Here is a 22,997-nt window from a genome sequence, read left to right as displayed (position 1 = left end):
CCCGGCCAGGGTTTGCTGCCACGGAACCAACAACTGAATACAACACCACATGTTGTAACCACAAAACTTCCCACACCCCCTCAAACGGGGTGACGGGTAAAAGGGTTACGGCGGTCATAGCGTGGGGGAAACGCCCGGTCCCATTCCGAACCCGGAAGCTAAGACCCACAGCGCCGATGGTACTGCACCCGGGAGGGTGTGGGAGAGTAGGTCACCGCCGGACAAACATTAAAGGCCAGGCCCCGGAGAACCAACCGTTCCCGGGGCCTGACCCATTTAACACACAAACCAAAACCCTGGCAGGCACCATCAGAGGGAGGCCCGGGCACGCCAGGTCCCACAGCCCTCTGGGCCCCGGACAACCAACGGAAGGCCGGGCAACCCGCCGGCTGCGGGGGCAGGAGGGGCGCGAACGTCCTCCAGGGACCTGGAGCAACGCCAAAATCCCCGGAATTTGGGTGATTTTCCTCAAGAAAACGCGGAAACACGCGGAATTTGCGGTCCTCGGCGGTGCAAGCTGGTAAGTTTTCGAACAGTGGCTTGTGTGCACACCGCGTGCAGGCTCCAGATACATGATCGTCCAGGAGGACATAAATGGCTAAGAACCGTAGTGAACTTGTTGCAGAGGTAGCCGGCAAGGCCGGCACCAGCCAGGCTGCCGTGAACTCCGTCCTCGACGCACTGTTCGAGGTTTTCGAGACTTCCGTCGCTTCCGGCGAGAAGATCACCATCCCCGGCTGGCTCGCCGTTGAGCGCACCGACCGTGCAGCCCGCACCGGCCGCAACCCGCAGACGGGCGAGACCATCCAGATCGCCGCCGGCCACAGCGTCAAGCTGACCGCAGGCTCCAAGCTGAAGGCTGCAGTCGCCAAGAAGAAGTAACTTCTTCGAAGCATCGAAGGAAGCGGTAACCCGAGCGGTTGCCGCTTCCTTCGTTTAAGCGGCGGTCTGGATGCGGTATCCCGATTCGCGGCGCAGGCGGCCGTAGCGGACAATGGATAGGTGCCTTCCGCAGCAAAAACACCTTCCCAGAATTCCGCGCCGGCCGCTCTTGCCGCCGGCGGGTCTGCCGCCGGGATCGCCCCTGCGTGGCAGTGGGCCGGGCTGGCTGCGCTGTTCGTAGGCCTTGTGGCCGCGCTGCTGTTCTCCGGGGCCGCCGGGGCGCGCAGCGTTTCCGATCCCGGCGCCCTGGTGCGCTGGGGCCTGCCCGTCAGCAAGGCATTGCACAACGTCTCCCTGGCCACTGTTATTGGCGGCCTGATCTTTGCCGCGGGCATCCTGCCCAGGGCTGCGGGCAAGGCGAAGAAGACTTCAAAGCACGACGCCGATGCCCCCGAGCACCCCTTGTTCACCCGCGCGCTGGTGGTGGCAGCCGCAGCAGGCGTTGTGTGGACCCTCTCCGCTGTATCGGTGCTGGTGTTGACCTTCGCCGACGTGGCGGGCCTGGGACTGGCCGGAGACGCCCAGTTCACCCAGTCACTGGTGTACTTCATGACGGACATCGAGACCGGCAGGGCGTGGCTGGCGGTGACCATCATCGCCGCAGTGGTGACCACGGCCCTCTTTGGTGTCCGGTCACTGACGGGCCTGGCACTGACCCTGGTGCTGGCCGTCGTCGGTCTTGTTCCTGCGGCGTTGATCGGGCACTCGTCGAGTTCCTCGGACCACGAGGGCGCCATCAACTCCCTGGGCCTGCACCTGCTGGGTGTCAGCACGTGGGTGGGCGGCATTGTGATGCTGGTGCTGCTGTCCCGGCTCCTCACGGCCACGGAGTTCACCGAACCCGTCCTGCGGCGGTTTTCCTCGCTGGCGGGCTTTGCGTTTGTGCTGGTACTGGCGTCCGGCGTGATCAACGCGAGCATCCGGATCACGTCCTGGGCTGACCTGTTCGGGTCAGCCTACGGGCAGCTGGTGGTGGCGAAGACGCTGGCCACCGTGGTCTTGGGCGGCATTGGCTTTATGCACCGGCAGTGGGTCATTCCGCAGCTGGGCCGGCAGGGGCTGTCCGCCCGGCGCGTGCTGTGGCAGCTGGTGGCCGTGGAGCTGCTGGTCATGGGTGCCACCTCCGGCGTGGCCGTGGCCCTGGGCCGGTCGGCTCCGCCGCAGCCCACCACCTACGCCCCGGACGCCTCGCCGGCGTTTATCCTCACCGGCTATGAGCTGCCGCCTGAACTCACTCCCGAGCGCTGGCTCACGGAATGGCGCCTGGACTGGCTCTGGATCGCCGTTGTGCTGTTCGGCCTGGCCGCGTACATCCTGGGTGTGGTGAAGGTCCGACGCCGGGGGGACAGGTGGAGCCCGTTCCGCACCATCAACTGGGTGGTTGGCCTGGCCGTGCTCACCTACATCACCTCCGGCCCGCCCGCCGTCTATGGCCGTGTGCTGTTTTCCGCGCACATGGTGGACCACATGGCCCTGACCATGGTGGCTCCGATCTTCCTGGTGCTGGGCGCGCCGGTGACCCTGGCGCTGCGTGCACTGCCGGCCCGCAACGACGGATCCCGCGGCCTGCGCGAGTGGCTGCTGGTGTTCGTGCACTCGAAGTTCTCCCAGCTGGTCACCCACCCGCTCTTCGCGGCCGCCAACTTTGCCGGATCCATCGTGCTGTTCTACTACTCGGACGCCTTCGGCTTCGCCATGCGCGAGCACGTGGGCCACGAACTGATGAACGTCCACTTCGCCCTGACCGGTTACATCTTCGTGCTGAGCATGATCGGCTCGGATCCGCTGCCCCGCCGTGCACCGTACCCCATGCGGCTGCTGCTGCTCCTGGCCACCATGGGCTTCCACGCCTTCTTTGGCGTGGCGATCATGGGCGGCACCGGACTCCTGGCCGCCGACTACTTCGGCAACCTGGGCCGGGCCTGGGGCGGCTCGGCCATCGAGGACCAGCAAATGGGCGGCGCCGTGGCCTGGGGGATCGGCGAGGTGCCCACCCTTCTGGTGGCAATCGGCGTCGCCATTATGTGGTCCCGGTCCGATGAACGGGAGAAGCGGCGCGTGGACCGGGCGGCTGACAGGAATAACGACGCCGATCTGAATGCTTACAACGATATGTTTGCCAAATTGGCCGAACGTGATGCCAGGCTGGCTGACCGCAATTCAAAGCTGGAAGGACGCTCATGAGCGAAACCGTACGCACCCACCACCGGGTCCGCGCCTCCGAACTGGTGGGCCGCAACTGGCTCAACACCGGCGGCAAGTCCCTGGACCTGGAAGCCCTGCGCGGCAAGATTGTGTTGCTCGATTTCTGGACGTTCTGCTGCATCAACTGCCTCCACGTCCTGGACGAGCTTCGCCCGCTGGAGGAGAAGTACTCTGACGTCCTGGTGACGGTGGGCGTGCATTCGCCCAAGTTCGAACATGAGGCGGACCCCGTAGCGCTGGCCGCAGCCGTGGAACGCTACGAGATCCACCACCCCGTCCTGGATGACCCGGAGCTGGACACCTGGAAGGCGTACACCGCCCGCGCGTGGCCCACCCTGGTGGTCATCGACCCCGAGGGCTACATCGTGGCGCATCTCTCCGGCGAAGGCCACGCGGACGGACTGGGTGTGCTCATCTCCGAACTCGTCGAACAGCACGAGGCCAAGGGCACGCTGCACCGCGGCTCCGGCCCCTACGTTGCACCCGAGCCCACCTCCGGCACGCTGCGCTTCCCGGGCAAGGCCCTGTACCTCCCGGCAGGCCGCGGAACCGTGGGCGAGGCCACCAGCAACGACGCCGGCTCCTGGCTGGTCACCGACACCGGCCACCACCGCCTGGTTGAACTGCACACGGACTTCCACACCGTCCTGGCCACGTTCGGCACGGGCGTCAAGGGATATGCCGACGGCGGTTCGGTGGGCGAGGGCGCCAGCGCCCAGTTCAACGAACCCCAGGGCCTGGTGCTGCTGCCGGAAGAGGTGGCAGCGAAGGTGGGTTACGACGTCGTGATTGCCGACTCCGTCAACCACCGCCTCCGGGGACTGTCGCTCGCTGAGGGCAAGGTCACCACGCTGGTTGGCAACGGCGTCCAGCGACTCCTGGAGACCGGCCCCGCCCGCGTGGACGAAGAAGCCGCCGGATTCACCGGCCAGCTGAGCGAACACCCGCTGGAAGTTTCACTGAGCTCCCCGTGGGACGTCATCTGGTCCAGCAAGCTCAATGCCGTGGTGGTTGCCATGGCCGGCACGCACCAGATCTTCAGCTTCGACCCCCTGACCGGGGCCGTGGCGATCGCCGCCGGCAACGGGCTGGAAGGCCTGCTGGACGGACCGGCGCACGAAGCCTGGTTTGCACAGTCCTCCGGCCTGGCCGAGGACGCGGACGGCAACATTTGGGTGGCTGATTCTGAGACCTCGTCGCTGCGCAAACTCGTCATTGACGACGCCGGCACGCTGACTGTGGAAACCGCCGTCGGCAAGGGCCTGTTCGACTTCGGCTTCCGCGATGGCGATGCCGCAGAGGCGCGCCTGCAGCACCCGCTGGGCGTTACTGTCCTGCCTGACGGGTCCGTGGCGATCGCGGACACCTACAACGGTGCAGTCCGCCGCTACGATCCCGCCACCAAGACCGTCTCCACGCTGGCCCGGGGCCTGTCCGAGCCCTCCGACGTGATTGTGGACCACACCAAGGTGGCCGGCGCCGAGCCGCTGCTGGTGGTGGTCGAGGCCAACAAGCACCAGCTGATCTACGTGCCCATCCCCAAGGAAGCGCAGCAGGTGGACGAGGGCGCATCCCAGACCCACCGGCCCAAGAGCCCCGTGGCCCCCGGGCTGCTGGAGCTCAACGTCCGCTTCACCGCGCCCACCGGGCAGAAGCTGGACGACCGCTGGGGCGATCCCACCCAGCTGAAGATCTCCTCCACCCCACCCGAACTCCTGGTGGCCGGCGGCGGAACGTCCGTGGGGCTGAACCGGACGCTCGAACTGAGCGCCGATGTTCCCGACGGCGTCCTGCACATCACCGCCCGGGCAGCGGCCTGCGACGGCCCGGAAACTGAAGACGGCGAGATCCCCGACCACGCCGCGTGCCACCTGTACCAGCAGGACTGGGGCATTCCGGTGCTGATGACGGCGGACGGCGACACCGAACTGGTGCTGGACCTCCGCGGCATGGACTAAGCCGAAGCGCTTCGTCCTGGCTGACCGGAACTGGGGTTGGTTGTGGACTAAAGGCTGCTGTGTGTGACGTTCGTGTCACGCACAGCAGCTTTTTGCATGTCTGGACGAGCTGGCTGCCGCAAAAATGCCGGAAATCCGCGACGGCGGCCGTCCTGGGTTAGTCAATAACGTGCTGCGCGTGACGGGTATGGACTAAGACGGCGGACGCCAGGAGACACCTTCGCGCAGGAAGGCGTCCACGTACACGGGTTGTCCACATACGGCCCGGCCGGCTGGCTTCGGTGCCGCCAAACGGCCCACCATGGAAGTCATGGACCTGGTGGCGGCGCTCGAACACTGCGGAGGTGCGGCCCGGCGTCCAGCCCTCCTCCGTTTGGGTGTTGACGATGCTGCCCTTCGCCGTGGCAGCCGCGCTGGAATCATTCAGCCAACGCGTGGCCTTTACGCACTTCCGACGGCGCCTCCGGGACTAGTCGCCTTGCTGGAGAATCGTGAGGTGCTGACGTGTGTCAGTGCCGCCAACCACTACGGGCTGTGGTCATTGCCCAGCAGCGGCGGAGTCCATGTCCATCACCGCCGCCGAGACGCCGTCGCCAGGAACTCAATCCATCATGCAGGGTTAATCCTGCCGGCCAGGTGGAATTCCCCGGTTTCGGCGCTTCCGGATGTGCTGATCCACGCACTACGCTGCCTGCCGTTCGCGCATGCATTGGTCATGGTGGAATGCGCGGTCCTTCGGGGCGACGTTGCCCTTGATTTCCTGCGCATCCACTTGCCCGGAAAGCGGAATGCAGCGGCCCGGGCTGTGCTGAACTGGGTGGATCGCGGAGCGGATTCGCTGCTGGAGACGTTGACCCGGACGTATTTCCGGCAGGCCGGAATCCGCGTGGAGTGCCAGGTTTATTTAGAACGGGTTGGTTATGTGGACCTGTTGCTGGACGGCTGGCTGGTGGTGGAACTGGATGGCGGCCACCACGCTGACTGGGAGCAGGTCAAGAAGGACAATCGTCGGAATAACGAGTCCGTGGTCCAGGGATTCACTGTTCTTCGGTACTACTACCAGGACGTGGTCTACAACCACGGGGCCATGGTGGCCGAGGTGCTGGGTGTTCTGGCAAGGCGGAGATGATCCGTGTCCGAAGCCAGGCCGGAACAACCCGTCACGCACAGCATGCTTTTAGACCACCGAGGCCGCGGAGCTCCCGGAAATCCGCGACGGCGGCAGCCTGGGTCAGCCAATAACGTGCTGTGCGTGACGCGGCATGGACTAAGCCGAAGCCGCGCCCCGCAGCTCTCCTAGTAGGTCAGTTGCGGGGTGAGGTTCACGGCGTCGGACGTGACGTCCAGGCGCGTGGTGAAGCTGAACGCCACTTCCTCGTTCAGCGGGAAGTACGCGCCGGAGAAGGAATCCTGCTGCTGGCCGGTGACCTTGGCTTTGCCGTCCAGCGGGGCGATCACCCAGCGGCCGTCGAACGGCTCAATGTTGATCTCCGGGTATTCAGTGATGTCCCATTTGATGCTTCCGGCCGTGATGTTGTTGCGGCTGACGTGGTAGAACGGGCAGTCGGGCTGGAGCCGCTGCGCCTCCGTGGCCTCTGCCGCACACGAGTCCAGGAACTCCCGTACCTTCGCTCCGACGTCGTCCTTCAGTTTCTGCGTGGCCTGGGTCAGGAGGGTCAGCGGCGCCACGGGAACGTCCCGGCCCGTCACGGTGGCACGGCTGGGAGCGGCGGCAAAGTACGCCCCGTTGACCGAGGCTTCGTACTCGCCGGGGTAGAAGACCGCGAAGGTGTTGCGGCCATCGGGCATGTTCACCGGAACGCCGTTCATGGTGGCCTCCACCGCGTTGACCACGCTGACGTCCACCTTGGGCAGGGGAGCCGGAACGAAGGCCCACGTGTTGAAGAACAGCCACTCGGTGCCGGTCTTTTCCAGGAGGAACTCGGTGCTGAGCTGGCTGCCGTCAATGGTGTATTCCATGGGAACGGCCACCCGCTTTCCCTCGCGGGGTTCGGGCTTGCCCAGCTTCACATTCGTAATGCGGGACGCGGCCGTTTGCAGTGCCGTGCCATCAAGCATTGACGCATCGCTGGACGGCACGGTCGCCCTCAACAGGCCCAGCGCCTTGCCCCCTTCGCCTCTCTGCAGGGCGTCCAGATACTCCCGGACAGGCTGGTGCGGGCTGGCCATGGTGTTGTTTACGACGTTGACAGCCACCACGGCTGCGGCCACGGCAAGCATCAGGCCCAGCAGCCAACCGGCTGCGATCCTGACCAACGCCTGACTCATCTGCACGTCCCTTACGTTACCTGCCAGCCCGCCGAATCCCGTTGTCACGTCCGACGGCGGCCCTGTGCTGTGCGGGTCAAGGCACCCTAGCGGCGGCGCCTGGAGGAGGTGCCGAACACGCCGCGGAGCAGTTCCCGGCCCAGCTGCGTGCCCATGGAACGGACCATGCTCTTGAGGCCACCGCCCAGGGCTCCGCCGAGTGCACCGGCGATGTCCCCGACCATTCCGCCGCCTGCGTTCCCCGCACCGGAACCAGGTGCGGGCTGCGGGGCGGGAGGCGCTGGAGGTGCCTGCCGCGAAGAGCCCTGTTCCGGCGTCGGGAGCGGCCTGCTGCTGGGACGGCCCAGGATTTCCTCCTCAATGCGGCGGGCCTCGGCGTCCACATCCAGGTTGCCGGGAACGGGAGGTTCGCCCGGCGCGGCGGGACCGGTGGCGGGCGCACCCTTGCCGGTGAGTTTCTCGTACGCGGAGACGTTGTCCACGGACGTTCCGTACTTGCCGAGCAGCGCCGAGCCGGCCACGGTGCTCTTGACGAGGTCCTCCGCGCTGGGACCCATCACGGATTCCGGCGCACGCAGCCGGGTGTGGGCCACCGGGGTGGGGGCGCCCTTCTCGTTCATCACGGTGATGACTGCCTCACCGATGCCCGCCGAGGTCAGCGTTTCTTCGAGGTCGTAATCGCTGACCGGGAAGGTGGAGACCGTGGCTTTCAGGGCCTTCGCGTCCTCCGGCGTGAAGGCGCGCAGGGCATGCTGGACGCGGTTGGCCAGCTGGCCCAGGACATCCGCAGGGACGTCCTTGGGGGTCTGGGTGACGAAGAAGATACCCACGCCCTTGGACCGGATCAGCCGCACGGTGGTGGTGATGGCGTCCAGGAACGCCTTGGATGCGCCGTTGAACAGAAGGTGCGCCTCATCGAGGAAGAACACCAGCTTGGGCTTGTCCAGGTCACCGGATTCCGGGAGGTCCTCGAAGAGATCGGCCAGCAGCCACATGAGGAAGGTGGAGAACAGCATGGGCTTGGTCTGCAGCGTGGGCAGTTCAAGGCAGGTGATGACGCCGCGGCCGTCCGGGGCGGTGCGGAGGAGCTCCGCGGTGTCGAATTCAGGCTCGCCGAAGAACTTCTCCAGGCCCTGGGCTTCGAGGTTGACCAACTCGCGGAGGATAACGCCTGCCGTGGCCTTGGACAGGCCGCCGAGCTCGGACAGATCCGCCTTGCCTTCCTCGGAAGTCAGGAACGTAATGACCGCGCGGAGGTCCTTGAGGTCGATCAGTTCCAGGTTTTTCTTGTCCGCGAAGTGAAAAACCAGCTGCAGGCTGGACTCCTGGGTGTCATTCAGTTCCATCACGCGGGAGAGGAGGATAGGCCCGAACGACGTGACGGTGGCCCTGACCGGAACGCCGTTGCCGTCCCCGCCCAGCGCCAGGAATTCAACAGGGAAGGTCTTGCCGGACCAGGCCTGCCCGATGCTTTCCGTACGGGCGGTCAGCTTCTCGCTGCCGGTGGCAGCCGTAGCCAGTCCGGAGAGGTCTCCCTTGATGTCCGCGAGGAAAACGGGGACCCCCGCGGTGGAGAGCTGCTCGGCCATCATGTGCAGGGTGACGGTTTTGCCCGTACCCGTGGCACCGGCAACCAGTCCGTGCCGGTTCATCATGGACAGCGGCAGGCGGACCGGCGCTTCCTTGTGGAGTTCGCCGTCGATGATGGCGGCGCCGAGCTCAATCGTGGCACCCTCCAGGGCATAACCCTCTTGGAGGGTGGCGAGCTTTTCTGCTGTGGTCTTGGTCTCGTTGGCCATGCCGCTAGCTTAGCGGGGGAGGGGCAGTTCCTTGGTGAAGGCGAGGTGACGGATGACCTCCGGATCGGCGTCGAGGTCAAAACCTGCCGTGTATCCGGTGTTCAGGTACAGATTCCTGGCTTCGGGCTGCCGCGGGCCGGTGGTCAGGTACACGCGGCGGTAGCCCTGGCGGGCCGCTGCGGCCTCCAGTTCTGCCAGCACCAGCCGGGCCAATCCACGACGGCGGTGGGCTGAGTGGGTCCAGATGCGTTTGAACTCCGCGGTGCGGGCATCAAAACGGCGGAACGCCCCGCCGGCGACGGACTGTCCGTTTTCCTGGATGATCAGCAGGGCACCATGCGGCGGCTCGAATTCCTCGGCGGGGTAGCGTGCCAGTTCTTCGGCCGCCCCGCCCGTGCTGAACAGGTTGCCGTAGCGGGTGTCATACTCGACGGCGAGCTCGTCCAGAAGCGGACGGACCCGGGGATCGCGCATAGCCAGGCTCAGGATCTCCAGGCTGCGGGTATCCAGGGTGGAAGTGCTCATGGTTCAGGCCTTTCCGGGGTGTGCGGGCGCTGCGGCAGCCAGGCTTTCGCGCCCATGCCCGCGCCCCTTAGCGGTGGAGTTGCTGCCGGGTACAGCGGCAAGCAGCCGGAGGATATTCCGGGCCACCGCATCGTTTTCACGGAAGGGTGCCGCGTTGGTTCCAGGCCGGGCAAATGCGCCGGCGCCCCAGACCGAGGTCCACGGACCCAGGCCCAGCAACCGCGGGAGCAGGTGGCCGTCGGAGTTGATCAGTTCGAACCCTGCGGAGACCAGCAGCTTGCCGGTGGACCTGATGCCATCCGCCGCCAGCACCTGCTGCTCTGACCCCAGGCCTGTCCGGTGCAAGGCTGCCAGCAGCGGGTTCGCCGAGCAGGCCACAGCCGGTGAGGGCAGCCGCGCCTCGATGTAGGCCGGGGCGTTGACGGTGAAATCCGCCTGGGACGACTGTGCGCTGAATGTTCCGGTGGACCCGTCCGCCGTGACGGTGAGGCCCGGCCCCAGGAAGCGGACAAGGCCCGCGCGGTTCAGGGCCAGGAGCTGCCGCAGCCGGTGCGGTGGCGGACCGGAATCCACAAAGCTGAAGAACCCGTGCCACCAGCCGTGGATGGTTTCCTGGGAGGCGCCGTTGAGCCGTGAGGCAGGCACCAGCCGGCCAAGCTCCATGTAGATGCCCAGCAAGGCCAGGAACAGGCCCTGGGATTCCGGATGGCCGGGGCTGTCCCTGAGTTCCAGATCCCGGATGATGTGTGCGGTGACGGCTTCCTGCACCGCGTGGACGCTGCCGAACTGCCGGCCAGCCAGCGGCCGGTCCAGCGACCCGAGGTCAAGGCGGAGCTCCGGATCCGGGACAAACGAGGCCACCAGTCCGGCAAGCCGGGGGTCCGCCCAGTCCAGCTCAGCGTAACGGCCGGCGAACTCCTCCCAGCTGCCGGCGGGGCTGGAGCGGGTAGTGAGAAGCGCCCGGTAATAGCCGAACCCGGCTTCCTTGGCGATCAGTGGCCAGAGGTGTTCCCGGAAATCCAGGACGCTATGCCGGTCCAGGAGGGCGTTGACGGCCTCCGCCGTGAAGAACTCCAACGCGGTCTTCGCGGTCCAGGAGTGCGCCCCGGCAGCGGCTGCGGAGATCTTTGAGTGGTACGGGACCCCGCGCCGGGACCCCGCCCACACCCTCGGTTCCCGGCCGGACGGCACATACTCCAGGCCGCCGTCGGGCAGCTGTTTGAACGTTCCGCCACGGCCCTCCATCAGCAGCACCAGCAGGTCCACAAACGCCAGGCCCATACCCGCGACGATCACATCCTGGCCGGGCTGGAGGGCCGAATAGTCCACGTCCGTGGTGTAGGAGGGCACCGCGTGGAACAGGCCATGCTGCCGGGCGAACGCGGTCAACGCCTGGGAACGGGCGTCCGGCCAGGCGTCAGTGTGCCCCAGGGCGGTGAGCACGACGTCGGCGTGCAGCACGGTGCCGGAGGCCAGGCGGATGCGGTACCCGGCGCCGTCGGACGCGGCTGGAGCGGAGGCGGGAGGGGAAGCTGCGGCAGACCCGGCAGGCACAGCCGGTTGGATCGGCTCCGTCAGCTGCACCGGCTCGATGCCGATGGCCGTGGAACGGTGCGTGGTGACCGTGGCGCCGGGCCCAAGGGCCAGCACCGCGCGGCGGAAAAACCACTCGAGGTACTGGCTCTGCAGCTGCCGGGTGGGGAACGTGCCGCCGTCGAGGTCCATCAGCTGCTGCCGCAGCGGTCCGGGGAGGTCCGGCACGTCGGTGATGGAACCGTCCAGGACGCCTTCCGCCCATTCCGCCAGGCCAGGCCCGGGGACGGCGGGGCCTTCGCAGGTGACGGAGCCGTCAGTGAACATGGTGATGTCCGAGGCGGTGGAGTTCAGGAGCAGGCCCGGGTGCTGGCCGGAACGCCAGATCCTGCCGGAACCGGGCTCGTAGGGTTCCACCACGTGGACGTCCAGGGGGCCTGCGAACAGTTCGGACCGGTTGGCGGCAAGCCTTTCCAGCACTCCGGCCGCCCGCGGGCCGCCGCCGATGAACACAACTGACGGGACGTTCGCCGGCATGACGCCTCCTTCGAAGCTGGTGGTTGGAAGTGCCCATGCTAGGCAGCCCCGACGACGCCGGTCGAGGGCCTGGTCATGGCCGTTCACCCCGCGTCACGGGGCGTTAAAGGGCGCAAAAAACTGACTCATGACGCCGTGCTAAGCACCGTTACCCCATACAAACAGTGCCCTTGCCCGCCTCTCTCAGGCGCCCCTAGATTGGCAGCCATCCAGTCGAAGAAAGCGAGGTGGCGCGTGAGCTCATCAACGAAGGCGGCCCCGTCGGAGCCGGCAACACAGCCCGGCCCAACACAGGCAACACAGCAGGACGTACATCCGACAAGCATCGAAATACAACAAGCAACACCGCAGGAAGTACCCGCCGCCACCTCCACGGCCCACGACTATTCCGGCTATCCGCTGGTGGCGGCCCGGCACCCCTGGCGCTGGGTGGGAACCGCCGTCGTTGCCCTCGGTGTCCTGGCAGTCGCCTGGTCACTGGCCACCAACCCTCGATGGGAATGGGGCGTCGTGGCTCAATGGTTCACTGCCCAGTCCGTGGTCAACGGACTCGTGGAGACGCTCAAGCTGACGGCCATCTCCGGCGTGCTGGGCTTTGTGCTGGGATTCATCCTGGCGCTGATGAGGCTCTCCGCCTCGCCCCTGCTGGTCTCCGTGTCCTGGACATTCTCCTGGATTTTCCGGTCCACGCCGCTGCTGGTCCAGATGCTCCTTTGGTACAACCTGGGGTACCTGTACGAGAAGATCAGCCTGGGAATCCCGTTTACGGACGTCCGCTTTTTCGAGGTTCAGACCACAACGCTGATCAGCCAGTTCGCCGCCGCCGTGCTGGGCCTGACGCTCAACCAGGCGGCGTATTCGGCGGAGATCATCCGCGGAGGCATCCTCTCCGTGGACCAGGGCCAGCTCGAGGCTGCAGCCGCGCTGGGCATTCCGGCCTGGCGCCGCTCCACCCGGATCGTCCTGCCCCAGGCCATGCGGGCTATCCTGCCCAACGCCTTCAACGAGATCATCGGCCTGGTCAAGGGCACTTCGATCGTGTACGTGCTGGCCTACTCGGAACTGTTCTACACGGTGCAGGTGATCTACAACCGGACCCAGCAGGTGCTTCCGCTGCTGCTGGTGGCCACGCTCTGGTACGTGGTGATCACCTCGGTGCTGAGCGTTTTCCAGTACTACATCGAACGGCACTACTCCAAGGGCGCGCTCCGCAACCTGCCGCTGACGCCACTGCAGAGAGTCCGCCGATTCTTCGCCACGCACGCCACGAACGCCGCGGCAACCAACCCCTCCAGGAGCCCCCGATGACCGCGACACCGATGACCGTGACACCGGAGAGCCAAACGGGTCAGCACGCCACCCGCGGACTCGTGGAAATCACCAAGGTCCATAAGTACTACGGCGCCGCCGAAGTCCTCAAGGGCATCACCCTGACCGTGAAGCCGGGTGAGGTGGCCGTCATCGTGGGCCCTTCCGGCTCCGGGAAGTCCACGCTGCTGCGCACCATCAACCACCTGGAAAAGGTCGACGGCGGCCACATCGCCATTGACGGAACACTGGTGGGCTACACGCTGCGCCGTGGGAAGCTCCACGAACTGCGGGAGAAGGACATCCTGAAGCAGCGCACCGGAATCGGCATGGTGTTCCAGAGCTTCAACCTCTTCCCGCACCTGACGGCACTTGAGAACGTGGCCGAAGCTCCCGTTGTGGCGCAGGGACGGAACAAGGATGAAGCGCGGCGGCGGGGCCTGGAGCTCCTGGACCGGGTGGGCCTGCGGGAGCGGGCGGACGCCTATCCCCGCCAGCTGTCCGGAGGCCAGCAGCAACGCGTCGCCATTGCCCGGGCGCTGGCACTGGACCCAAAAATCCTGCTGTTCGACGAGCCCACCTCCGCGCTGGACCCCGAACTGGTCAACGAAGTGCTGGACGTGATCCGCGAGCTCGCGACGTCCGGCACCACCATGATCGTGGTCACCCACGAGATGGGATTCGCCCGGGACGTGGCGGACACCGTGGTGTTTATGGACCAGGGCCAGATCGTCGAGCAGGGCAGCCCCCAACAAATCTTCGCCAACCCGCAGGAACCGCGCACCCGGAGCTTCTTCTCCAAGGTGATCGAACCGGCCTTCAACATCTAAGGAACACCCCATGGCATCAGCACACCCGCATCACCCGAAGTACCCCCGCGCAGCCGGATTGCGCACCCGCGCGGCCCTGCCCGCCGTCGTACTTTTTGGCACTGCCCTGGCGCTCGCGGCCTGCTCGGATCCCGGCGCCAGCGCGTCCGGCTCCAGCGCCGCAGAATCGCCGACGGCGGCACGCAACGGAGTCACGTACAACACCTCTCCGCAGCAGGACCGCGTCCGGGCCGGGGAAGATCCAGCGCTCGCCGGCCAGGTTCCCGAGCTGATCGCCAGGGACGGCAAGCTGACCGTCGCCACCACCGCGGGCTCCATTCCGCTCTCCTTCCACGCCACCGATGACAAAACACCCATTGGCTCCGAACTGGATATTGCCCAGCTGGTGGCGGACAAGCTGGGCCTGGAACTGGACGTCCAGGTGACGTCCTGGGAGAACTGGCCGCTGAAGACGCAGTCCGGGGATTTTGAGGCCGTGTTCTCCAACGTGGGCGTGAACCAGGACCGGGTGAAACTCTTCGACTTCGCCACCTACCGGGCCGCGTTTATGGGCTTTGAAGCGAAGAAGTCCGCCGACCTGGAGGTCAGGGGCGCTGACGATATTTCCGGCCTGAAGGTCTCCGTGGGATCCGGAACCAACCAGGAAAAGATCCTGCTGGCCTGGAACAAGGAACTGGAGGCGAAGGGCAAGGCGCCGGCCACACTCCAGTACTACTCCTCTGACGCGGACACCATCCTGGCGCTCTCGTCGGGCAGGACGGACCTCAACATTGCCCCCTACCCGTCCACCGTCTACCGCGAAAACACGCGGGATGACCTGAAGATCGTGGGCAAAGTCAATGCCGGCTGGCCATCGGAAACACTGGTGGCCGCCACCACTCTCAAGGGCAACGGCCTGGCGCCGGTGATCTCCGGGGCCCTCAACTCCGCGATCGACGACGGCTCCTACGCCAATGTCCTGGAACGCTGGGGACTTTCCGAGGAGGCCCTGCCGGAGTCCACCGAAATCAACGAGGCCAACTTCGGGACCACATCCGGGAAGAAGGAGTCGGGCAAATGAGCACCGTGGAGGAGAGCGCCCCCACCGGGCTGCTGTTGATAGAGCTCGACGGCGATGGCTCCCATCCGGCGGCGTGGCGGAAGTCTGCAGGGTCCCCGGCAGCGTCATTGGGGCCCGCGCGCCTCCGTGACGTAACGCTCGCGGCCGAATCTGCCGGATTCCATGCAGCCACGTTCCGCGACGGGGTGCCCGGAGCCGGGACCAACGCTGGTGCCAACAGTTCCGTCCGCCTGAACGCCTTGCAGCGGGCAGCGTTTGTGGCGCCGCTGACCAGGTCCATCGCACTGGTTCCGGAAGTGGAGACTGTATATACGGAGCCGTTCCACGTTTCCACGCAGCTGGCCACCCTGGACTATGTATCCCGCGGCCGGGCCGGATGGCTGGTTTCCGCCAGCGGTTCGGCGGCCGAATCCGCGGCACAGGCGGCAGCAGTGGGACGCCGGCCGGCCGACTCGGACCGCCGGACCAGGGAGGCCGGCGCCGCGATCGAGGTGTCCCGGCGGCTCTGGGACACCTGGGAAGACGACGCCGTGATCAAGGACGTGGCCACGGGCCGCTACCTGGACGTGGACCGCCTGCACTACGCGGACTTTGAAGGCCCGGACTATTCGGTGAAGGGCCCGTCCATCATTCCCCGGCCGGTCCAGGGGCAGCTTCCCGTGTTGGCGCCTGCCGGGCTCCTGGCTCCGGACGCTGTGGCTCAAGGCGCGGCCGACGCGCTGCTGGTCTCTGCGCCCACCATCTGGCTGCTGCTGAGCGAACTCCAGGATGCTGCCGCGGACAGGGCCTCCGCTCTTCGCCTGGAACGGGGCCGGCTGGAACGGGGCCGGTTGGAACGGGGCCGCGGCGGTGCTGCGGATCAGCAACCCCTGCCGGCCTTCATCGCCGAACTGGACGTGGTGCTGGATGCCCGCGGTGAGTCAGCGTCCAGCCGGCTGGCTGGTCTGGAGCGCTACGCCACATGGGAGAGCCCCCGGGCCAGGTTCGTGGGATCGGCGGCCCAGCTGGTGGAGCTGCTGGCGGACCTCCTTGCGGCCGGCGCCGGCGTCAGGCTGCACCCCGCGGTGCTGGATGTGGACCTGGAGGAACTCGCCCAGCTGGTTCTTCCTGCGCTGCGCTGGCGGGGCCTGCTGTCGCCGGTCACCCCGGATGCGCCGTTCCGCGGGCTGCTTGGACTGCCGCGGCCGGTGAGCCGGTACGCCGCGGCGCGTTCCGCCGTCGGACCTTCCGCTGACGCCCCCGCCTGGAACTGAGGAGAGAGAATGACTGAAACAAGGATCGACGGCGGCTTCCGGCCGACGGGGCAGCTGCAGTTTGGCGTGTTCTTCCAGGGGGTGAATTCAGGGACGGTATGGAAGGCGCCGGAGGCCGGTTCGCAGACCGACTTCGAATCGTTCCGGCGCATCGCCCAGACGGCCGAACGCGGCCTGTTCGCTGCGTTTTTCCTGGGCGAGGGGCTGCGGCTCCGGGAGCACCTGGGCCGCCCGCACGCCCTGGACGTCGCAGGCCGTCCTGATGCGCAGACCATGCTGGCGGCGCTGGCATCGGTGACCTCGCACATCGGGCTCGTGGCCACACAGAACACCACCTACAACGATCCCGCTGACCTGGCGCACAGGCTTTCCACGCTGGACCACCTCTCCGGCGGACGCGCGGCGTGGAACGTGGTGACCACGGACAACGCCTGGACCGGCGCGAACTTTCGGCGCGGCGGCTACCTGGACCACGCAGAGCGCTACGTCCACGCCGAGGCGTTTGTGGAAACGGCGAAACGGATCTGGGACTCATGGGAAGACAACTGGGCAGGCGGCGCAAAGTCCTCGCCTGAAGACAGCTGGGTGGCCCCGGACGCCATCCGCCGGATCCGGCACCAGGGCAGCCACTACAGCGTGGACTACCTGCCCCGGCTGCCGCGTACCGCGCAGTACCGGCCGGTGCTGTTCCAGGCCGGTGATTCACCTGAGGGGCGGGACTTCGCCGCCCGGCAGGCCGACGTCATTTTCTCCGCCCACCCCAAGTTCGACGACGCCCTGGACTTCCGCCGCGACATTGTGGAGCGCAGCCTGAAGGCAGGCCGCGGCGCCAATGATGTGCAGATCATGCCGGCCAGCGAGTTCATCCTGGCCGCCACGCCGCAGGAAGCACGGGACAAGAAAGCCTGGGTCCGCAGCCTGCAGATCGGCCCGCAGCAGGCCATTGCCTACCTGGAACAGTTCTGGGGCAGGGAACTGTCCGAATTTGACCCTGACGGCCCGCTGCCGGAGATCGATCCGGTGGTGGAGGAAACCTCAGAAACCCGGGGGAGCGGCTTCCACGGCGCCAAAGCCCGCCAGCTGGCCGATCAATGGCGGGCGGAAGCCAAGGAGAAGGGGCTCAGCATCCGGCAATTCGTCACCGCCAAGACCAGCCGTGTGGATGCCACGTTCAACGGGTCCTATACCGAGGTGGCTGACCGGCTGGCCGATTACGCCCGGACCGGGGCAGTGGACGGTTTCAACATCTCGCCGTGGCTGATCCCCACCGGGCTGGATGACATCGTCAACCACTTGGTTCCGGAACTCCAGGAACGCGGCATCTACCCCACGGAATACGCCGGGACCACCCTGCGGGCCAACCTGGGGCTGGCCACGCCTGCCCGGACGTCGCCGGATAGCTTTGCCGGTGCGTGAGGAACGGGACTACGAAGCCGTGAACCGGGAGCGGGGAACATCAGGCCGTTGGACCCTGGACCGTACTTTGATCCGGCTGCAGCTCACGGTCTGGGAGCACTACCTGCTCTTGTAAACGTCCGAGCGGTGGTCGATGCGGTGGACATACAAGATGTGTCCTTCGACATCGAGCTCAAAGAGCACCCGGTAATCGCCCCTGCGAGCTGTTCGGAGCCCGGACAGCTCGTTGGTCAGCGGTTTGCTCAGGCGGCGGGGGTTATCGGCAAGAACGCCAGTGACGAATTCAACGACGGCGGCGGCGATTTTCTCCGGCAACCGGCGAAAATCGCGCAAGGCGGGGCTGGTGACTTCAACCTTCCACGGGCCTGGCGTATTGGCCTTGGTGGCCGTCACCGTTGGGGCAGTCCAAATTCACGCCGCAGGTCATCGCCGTCGAGCGTGCTGCCCGATGCGATATCCTGCCGCGCCTGTTCCAGATCTTCACGGATGTGGGGTTGGGAGAGCCAGTGGATGGTTTCCTGGAGTGACTCCAGATCAACGGCCGACATAAGTACCGCGGACGGGTGGCCATGCCTGGTGATCTGGATGATGTCATGGGTTTTCTCAGCATCGTCAACCAGGGCGGAAAGCTTGTCCTTGGCTTCACTCAAAGGCACTGATCTCATGGCCACATTCTAGCCTGAATTCTGGCTAGAATGTGGCCATGCCTGTGATTTCTCCCCACAGAACTACTGCTTCGGCAGCCCTGCCGGGTTCAGCTGGGAGTGTTCGATCGCTTCGGAGGACAGGCCCCAGCGGTCAAGGATTTTCGCGTAGGTACCGTTCTCGATCAGCTCATTGATGGCGGCCTGGGCGGCCACTGCCAGGCCGTTGCCCTTTTTGGTGGTGAAGGCAATTTCCGCCGTAAGTGGCCAGCCGCCGTTGAGGGTGCCCACTTCCTTGGTCTTGCCGTCTTTCGCGGCCTTGTACGCTGCACCGGCATTGGGTCCGAACGTCAGGTCCGCACGTCCGGACTGGAGGGCCAGCGTGGAGGCGGAGTCGTCGTCGTAATACTGGAACTCCACCGGCGCCAGGCCGTTCTTCTTATTCTCCTCGTCCCAGCGCACCAGGATCGCTTCCTGGTTGGTGCCGGAGCCCACGATGATCCGCTTCCCGGCAACGTCCTTGGCTTCCTTGATGCCGCTGATGCTGGAGTCGCTCTTGGCATAAAAGCCCAGGAGGTCGTTCCGGTGCGTCGCGAAGTCGAACTTCTCTTTACGCGCCTCGGTGACTGTCACGTTGGACAGCACGGCCTCATACTTTGCTGATTCGATGCCCAGCGGCCAGTCCGCCCAGGCGACGGGGAGGACTTCCACGTCCAGGCCCAGCGTCCCGCCCACGGCGTAGGCAATGTCCACTTCGCTGCCGATCAGGGTCTTGTTGTCCGTGGCGAACAGGCTCAGCGGGGCCGTGCCGCCGGTGGTCACGACGGTGAGTTTGCCGTCCGCCTTGATCGCTTCCGGAACCAGGGCCGCCGCTGCCGGATCCGCCGTCACCGGGAAGCGGTCCTGGTCCGGGGACAGATTGAAGACCTTGCCTTCCGCAGAAACTGAAGCGCCCGACGGCGGTGCTGTCGCCGCCGTCGCGCCCGGGTCCGAGCACGCTGCCAACGCGAGGGTTGCGATGACTGCGAAGGCCGCCGCGGCGGCCGGTTTGGTGCTGGATGGTGCCATGATTTCTCCCTGGATCCTGTTGCTGTGGTGAGCGGATGGCCCGCTCGTTGCAGCAACTATCCGGGAGTGCCGGTGCCCGGTTCAAAGGCAAAGAAACGCTGGGATACAGGGCGTCATGGCAAGTCACCGGGCGTCCGGAAGGGTCACAACCGAGGCGTGATCCGGCAGCTATTGCCCCACACGGCCGTCGATGCATTCACGCAGCAGGTCCGCGTGGCCGCAGTGCCGGGCGTACTCCTCGATCCGGTGCACCATCAGGTCCCTCACGGCGATTCCGTCCTTGCCCAGGCGCTCGCCAAGGTCCGGGTGCTTCGCCAGGGCGGCGTCCGTCGCAGCCTGTTCGCGCTTCAGGTCCGCGTACGCGGCGTCCACCTGCGCCTGGTCCGCCACTGCGCCGTCGAAGTCAGCGTCGCGTTTGCCGTACAGCTTGGGCAACGGCTCGTCATCGCCGATCCAGTTGTGCCAGTCCCGTTCCACTTCAACAAGATGCCGGAGGAGGCCCAGCAGGGACATGGTGGACGGCGGAACGGAGCGGCGTGCCAACTGCTCCGCATCCAGGCCGTCGCACTTCATCAGGAGCGTCAGCCGGTAATTAGCCAAATACTCCTGCAGCGTGGCCAGCTCACCTTCCGGGCCGGGGCCGTCCGATTCGCGGGGATCGTCATCCGGGTCAATCCACATATCCGCATAGACGGTGGCCTGGGTCCAACGTTCCGGGTTTTCAGTCATGCGTTTCATTCTTGCCCGAGGCAGGGTGCCGCACCATAAAAACGTCCACGGAATCCTCGCTTTCCAGGACAAACCCGTGGCGTTCATAGAGCCGCCGCGCCGGGCTGCCCTGTAGGACGTTGAGCCTGAATGGCTTGTTGCCGGCGTGCTTTTCCAGCACCAGGTTCAGGACGGCGGTGCCGATGCCTGAGCCGCGGAACCTGGAGGCGAGGTAGAAGTGTTCGATCCACAGTTCGTCGCTGGTAGGCCGGACGGCTATAACTCCGGCCGGTTCACCGGAGCCGGTGGAGATGATCCAGGTGTGCGCCGGAACGAAGGCATCGAGGAATCGCTGCCTGACGCGCGTGGGATCAAACCGTTCCAACCGCTCCAGATCCGGACGCATCACGGCCGCGCGCAACTCTGCCAGCCAGCCGGCGTCGTCCGCGGTGCTGGGAAGGAGGACGACGGCGGGAGGTGCTTCAGCGGGCATGGCTCCAATTAAAGTCGACTGCCCCACGGCCGCGGTTGCAGGGTCCCGCCGGCCACGGTAATTCTGCCTTTTGTCCTCCGGTATCGTGTGGGGATGGTGCGGGGACTTGCCGATATCGGCGCTGAGGGCGTTTTGCTTGCGGGGGCGGGGCGCGCCATTTTGCTGCAGATCGCCGATCCCGCCGTGGGCCGTGGCGTTGCCGCGCACAGCAATTTTGCGCAGCGGCCGCTGGACCGGCTGCTGTCCACCATGACCTACGTCTATGCCGTGGTGTACGGGAGTGAGGCCCAGGTGGCGGCAGTGCGCCGAAGCGTGAACCGTGCGCATGCCCCGGTCCGGAGCCACGCAGGTGCCGGGGGAGGCTCCGGGTACAGCGCTTTTGACGCGCACTCACAGCTGTGGGTGGTGGCCACGCTGTATGACACCGCGGCCACCGTGCACGAAAAGATCTACGGCCCGCTGGACGATGTAGCGGCGGACCGTGTGTACCGCGACTACGCCAGGACCGGCACTGCGCTGCAGTTGCCGGCCGAGCTGTGGCCGGAGGACAGGGCGGCGTTCGCCGAATACTGGCACGAACGCCTGCCTATTCTCGAAGTTGAAGAGGCCACGCGGCGGGTGGCGCGGGATCTCCTCTTCCCGGCTGCCGGTCCGGTTTGGCTCCGGGCGGCCATGCCGCTGGCCCGGTTCCTGACCGCCGGGCTCCTGCCGGAGGGCCTGCGGGCGGATTTCGGCCTGGCCTGGAGCGGGCGTCATGAACGCCGCTTTAACCGGACCATGCGGCTCACGGCCCTGACCTACCCCAGGCTGCCCCGGCGGCTCCGCCACTGGTTCAAGGACTACTGCCTGGAGCGCCTCGATGCTGCCTGACCACTCCGCCGGCGAAGGCAACCCCACCGGCGAACGGACATCCGTTGAGCGCAGGCTCGACAGCAGGGCCCAGCGTTTCCTCTCCCGCACTCCCGTCCATGGCATCCGCGGCCGGCTGACGGAGTTCGCCGCCTTCGGGTTGAAGCAGGCATGGGCGTGCATATTCGGGACGGCACTGCTGGTTGTGCTGATGGCCGCACGCCTTTGGTATCCGGAGGACGCTGCGCTCGCGAGGAACGACTTCCTGACCCTCGCAGCGGTTGCCATCCAGGTGGCCATGATCCTCACCCGGCTGGAAACCCTGCGCGAGCTGCGGGTCATTGTGCTGTTCCACCTGGTGGGCACGGTAATGGAACTGTTCAAGACCGACGTCGGATCCTGGTCCTACGAGGCCGAAGGGTTCCTGCGCATCGGCGCCGTTCCACTGTTCAGCGGCTTTATGTACGCGGCCGTGGGTTCCTACATGGTGCGCGTCTACCGGCTGTTCGACCTCAAGTTCGCGCGGTATCCAAAACGCTGGACGACGGCGGTCCTCGCCGCCGCCATCTACGTCAACTTCTTCACCCACCACTACTTCTGGGACGCACGCTGGGTGCTGCTTGCCGCCGTCGTGCTTCTTTACGGGCGGTGCGTGATGCACTTCCGGGTGTTCCGGCGCGGCTTCCGGATGCCCCTGACTGTCGCTTTCCTGCTGGTGGCGCTGTTCATCTGGATCGCGGAGAACATTGCCACCTGGTCAGGTGCCTGGCTGTACCCCAGCCAGGTCAACGGCTGGCACCTGGTTTCCCTGGACAAGCTGGTGGCGTGGTTCCTGCTGATGATCATCTCGGTGGTGCTGGTGGCCTGGGTGTACAAGCCGCAGCCGCCGGTCAGTCCGCCAGGATCAGGTACAGCGCCCGCCGGGCCTCGTCGATCTTCTCCCGGGCGGCTTCCCGCTGCTCGTCCGTAGCGGAGAACCGGAACTGGTGGATCACGCCCATCAGTTTCACCACGCTCTGATGGAATGCCGGTCCGGTGCCGTCGGCGTCGTTGTTCCACGCGGCGGCAAGTTCCTCCGCGTGCTCGGCCACGTACGCGTGGCCGGCTTCCGTGAGCGTGTAATCCGTCCGGCGGCCTTCGCCAACGGGCGTGATCAGTTCCTCGTCAACCAGCTGCTGCAGGGTGGGGTAGACCGATCCCGGGCTGGGACGCCAGGCGCCGGATGACTTTTCCTGGATGGCCTTGATCAGGCCGTAGCCGTTGGAGGGGCCTTCGGACAGGAGCGAGAGGATGGCGTGCCGGACGTCTCCGCGGTTGGCGCGGCGCGGACCCTTTGGTCCGAATCCCGGACCGAATCCCGGTCCGAACCCGGGGCCGAATCCTCCGCCGGGGCCGCCGAAACCGGGGCCAAATCCGGGCCCCCGGCCGTGGCCGCCGCCGTGCCCGTGCGGACCGCGGCGGTTCCTGCCCTTGCCGGGCCTGCCCATGCCTGGAACGTCTGGAAAATTGTTGTTGTGAATGCCATGCATAGCGGCATTCTCCTTTCAGTGAGGTTCACCGCCGACCCTTCGGCGATAGTT

The 22,997-nt window shown here is 66.2% G+C and carries 21 protein-coding genes and 1 rRNA gene; 12 read left to right on the top strand and 10 right to left on the bottom strand.

The window, feature by feature from the left end; translation table 11 throughout:
- Positions 1 to 106: 106 nt before the first annotated feature.
- The 5 genes from rrf to ACPJW8_RS16920 all read left to right on the top strand — a co-directional run bounded on the left by rrf (position 107) and on the right by ACPJW8_RS16920 (position 6,234).
- Positions 107 to 223: ribosomal RNA gene (gene rrf, locus ACPJW8_RS16940) — 5S ribosomal RNA — on the top strand.
- 371 nt (positions 224 to 594) lie between these two features.
- Entirely contained in the window at positions 595 to 882 is a 288-nt protein-coding gene (locus ACPJW8_RS16935) for an HU family DNA-binding protein (RefSeq protein WP_330189157.1), read from the top strand.
- Positions 883 to 1,002: 120 nt separating this feature from the next.
- Positions 1,003 to 3,126 (top strand): cytochrome c oxidase assembly protein, encoded by a 2,124-nt coding sequence (locus ACPJW8_RS16930; protein WP_330189158.1) that lies wholly within the window; start codon positions 1,003 to 1,005, stop codon positions 3,124 to 3,126.
- On the top strand, positions 3,123 to 5,105 hold the full coding sequence (locus tag ACPJW8_RS16925) for an NHL domain-containing thioredoxin family protein (RefSeq protein WP_330189159.1): 1,983 nt from the start codon (positions 3,123 to 3,125) through the stop codon (positions 5,103 to 5,105). The genes ACPJW8_RS16930 and ACPJW8_RS16925 overlap by 4 nt, the downstream gene beginning before the upstream one ends.
- Before the next feature lie 301 nt (positions 5,106 to 5,406).
- Positions 5,407 to 6,234 carry a DUF559 domain-containing protein gene (locus ACPJW8_RS16920; RefSeq protein ID WP_330189160.1) on the top strand — a complete coding sequence of 276 codons (828 nt, stop codon included), beginning with the start codon at positions 5,407 to 5,409 and terminating at the stop codon, positions 6,232 to 6,234.
- 167 nt (positions 6,235 to 6,401) lie between these two features.
- Here ACPJW8_RS16920 and ACPJW8_RS16915 read toward each other — a convergent pair whose 3' ends face one another.
- From ACPJW8_RS16915 to ACPJW8_RS16900, 4 genes are all read right to left on the bottom strand, one after another.
- Positions 6,402 to 7,394, bottom strand: a complete 993-nt coding sequence (locus tag ACPJW8_RS16915) for a hypothetical protein (protein ID WP_330189161.1) — start codon at positions 7,392 to 7,394, stop codon at positions 6,402 to 6,404.
- Positions 7,395 to 7,480: 86 nt separating this feature from the next.
- The gene (locus ACPJW8_RS16910; RefSeq protein ID WP_330189162.1) at positions 7,481 to 9,193 is read right to left on the bottom strand and encodes a helicase HerA-like domain-containing protein; all 1,713 of its coding nucleotides are present in this window, start codon (positions 9,191 to 9,193) and stop codon (positions 7,481 to 7,483) included.
- Between the two features lie 9 nt (positions 9,194 to 9,202).
- On the bottom strand, positions 9,203 to 9,718 hold the full coding sequence (locus ACPJW8_RS16905) for a GNAT family N-acetyltransferase (protein WP_330189163.1): 516 nt from the start codon (positions 9,716 to 9,718) through the stop codon (positions 9,203 to 9,205).
- 3 nt (positions 9,719 to 9,721) lie between these two features.
- Positions 9,722 to 11,788 carry an FAD/NAD(P)-binding protein gene (locus ACPJW8_RS16900; protein ID WP_330189164.1) on the bottom strand — a complete coding sequence of 689 codons (2,067 nt, stop codon included), beginning with the start codon at positions 11,786 to 11,788 and terminating at the stop codon, positions 9,722 to 9,724.
- Between the two features lie 330 nt (positions 11,789 to 12,118).
- Here ACPJW8_RS16900 and ACPJW8_RS16895 point away from each other — a divergent pair, with 330 nt between their 5' ends.
- The 5 genes from ACPJW8_RS16895 to ACPJW8_RS16875 are packed head-to-tail and all read left to right on the top strand — an operon-like array spanning position 12,119 to position 17,655.
- On the top strand, positions 12,119 to 13,096 hold the full coding sequence (locus ACPJW8_RS16895; protein WP_330189269.1) for an amino acid ABC transporter permease: 978 nt from the start codon (positions 12,119 to 12,121) through the stop codon (positions 13,094 to 13,096).
- Positions 13,093 to 13,926, top strand: a complete 834-nt coding sequence (locus ACPJW8_RS16890) for an amino acid ABC transporter ATP-binding protein (RefSeq protein ID WP_330189165.1) — start codon at positions 13,093 to 13,095, stop codon at positions 13,924 to 13,926. The genes ACPJW8_RS16895 and ACPJW8_RS16890 overlap by 4 nt, the downstream gene beginning before the upstream one ends.
- A 10-nt stretch (positions 13,927 to 13,936) precedes the next feature.
- Positions 13,937 to 14,986, top strand: coding sequence for an ABC transporter substrate-binding protein (locus tag ACPJW8_RS16885; protein ID WP_330189166.1), 1,050 nt, complete (start codon positions 13,937 to 13,939; stop codon positions 14,984 to 14,986).
- Positions 14,983 to 16,239: an LLM class flavin-dependent oxidoreductase gene (locus tag ACPJW8_RS16880; RefSeq protein WP_330189167.1), complete on the top strand. Its 1,257-nt coding sequence runs from the start codon at positions 14,983 to 14,985 to the stop codon at positions 16,237 to 16,239. The genes ACPJW8_RS16885 and ACPJW8_RS16880 overlap by 4 nt, the downstream gene beginning before the upstream one ends.
- Positions 16,240 to 16,248: 9 nt before the next feature.
- Entirely contained in the window at positions 16,249 to 17,655 is a 1,407-nt protein-coding gene (locus ACPJW8_RS16875; protein WP_330189168.1) for an NtaA/DmoA family FMN-dependent monooxygenase, read from the top strand.
- Positions 17,656 to 17,754: 99 nt separating this feature from the next.
- On the opposite strand, the gene ACPJW8_RS16870 is transcribed toward ACPJW8_RS16875, so the two are convergent.
- The 5 genes from ACPJW8_RS16870 to ACPJW8_RS16850 form a co-directional block, all read right to left on the bottom strand.
- The gene (locus ACPJW8_RS16870) at positions 17,755 to 18,048 is read right to left on the bottom strand and encodes a type II toxin-antitoxin system RelE/ParE family toxin (protein WP_330189169.1); all 294 of its coding nucleotides are present in this window, start codon (positions 18,046 to 18,048) and stop codon (positions 17,755 to 17,757) included.
- Positions 18,045 to 18,320 (bottom strand): type II toxin-antitoxin system Phd/YefM family antitoxin, encoded by a 276-nt coding sequence (locus ACPJW8_RS16865; RefSeq protein ID WP_330189170.1) that lies wholly within the window; start codon positions 18,318 to 18,320, stop codon positions 18,045 to 18,047. The genes ACPJW8_RS16870 and ACPJW8_RS16865 overlap by 4 nt, the downstream gene beginning before the upstream one ends.
- Positions 18,321 to 18,383: 63 nt before the next feature.
- On the bottom strand, positions 18,384 to 19,367 hold the full coding sequence (locus ACPJW8_RS16860) for an ABC transporter substrate-binding protein (RefSeq protein ID WP_330189171.1): 984 nt from the start codon (positions 19,365 to 19,367) through the stop codon (positions 18,384 to 18,386).
- A 168-nt stretch (positions 19,368 to 19,535) separates the two neighbouring features.
- Positions 19,536 to 20,096, bottom strand: coding sequence for a DinB family protein (locus ACPJW8_RS16855; protein WP_330189172.1), 561 nt, complete (start codon positions 20,094 to 20,096; stop codon positions 19,536 to 19,538).
- The gene (locus ACPJW8_RS16850; protein ID WP_330189173.1) at positions 20,089 to 20,568 is read right to left on the bottom strand and encodes a GNAT family N-acetyltransferase; all 480 of its coding nucleotides are present in this window, start codon (positions 20,566 to 20,568) and stop codon (positions 20,089 to 20,091) included. Before ACPJW8_RS16850 ends, ACPJW8_RS16855 begins: the two co-directional genes overlap by 8 nt.
- A gap of 93 nt (positions 20,569 to 20,661) precedes the next feature.
- On the opposite strand from ACPJW8_RS16850, the gene ACPJW8_RS16845 reads away from it, so the two are divergent.
- Both ACPJW8_RS16845 and ACPJW8_RS16840 read left to right on the top strand, forming a co-directional pair.
- Entirely contained in the window at positions 20,662 to 21,438 is a 777-nt protein-coding gene (locus ACPJW8_RS16845) for an oxygenase MpaB family protein (RefSeq protein WP_330189174.1), read from the top strand.
- Positions 21,428 to 22,387, top strand: coding sequence for a DUF817 domain-containing protein (locus ACPJW8_RS16840; RefSeq protein ID WP_330189175.1), 960 nt, complete (start codon positions 21,428 to 21,430; stop codon positions 22,385 to 22,387). Before ACPJW8_RS16845 ends, ACPJW8_RS16840 begins: the two co-directional genes overlap by 11 nt.
- Here the strand turns inward: ACPJW8_RS16840 and ACPJW8_RS16835 are convergent.
- Complete coding sequence (locus ACPJW8_RS16835) at positions 22,308 to 22,946, bottom strand: PadR family transcriptional regulator (RefSeq protein WP_330189176.1); 639 nt, start codon at positions 22,944 to 22,946, stop codon at positions 22,308 to 22,310. The two genes, ACPJW8_RS16840 and ACPJW8_RS16835, sit on opposite strands and share 80 nt — an antisense overlap.
- Positions 22,947 to 22,997: the final 51 nt, after the last annotated feature.

This window comes from Pseudarthrobacter sp. J47, assembly GCF_049810315.1.
Classification (GTDB): Bacteria; Actinomycetota; Actinomycetes; order Actinomycetales; family Micrococcaceae; genus Arthrobacter.
This window is presented reverse-complemented; position numbering and strand designations above follow the sequence as displayed.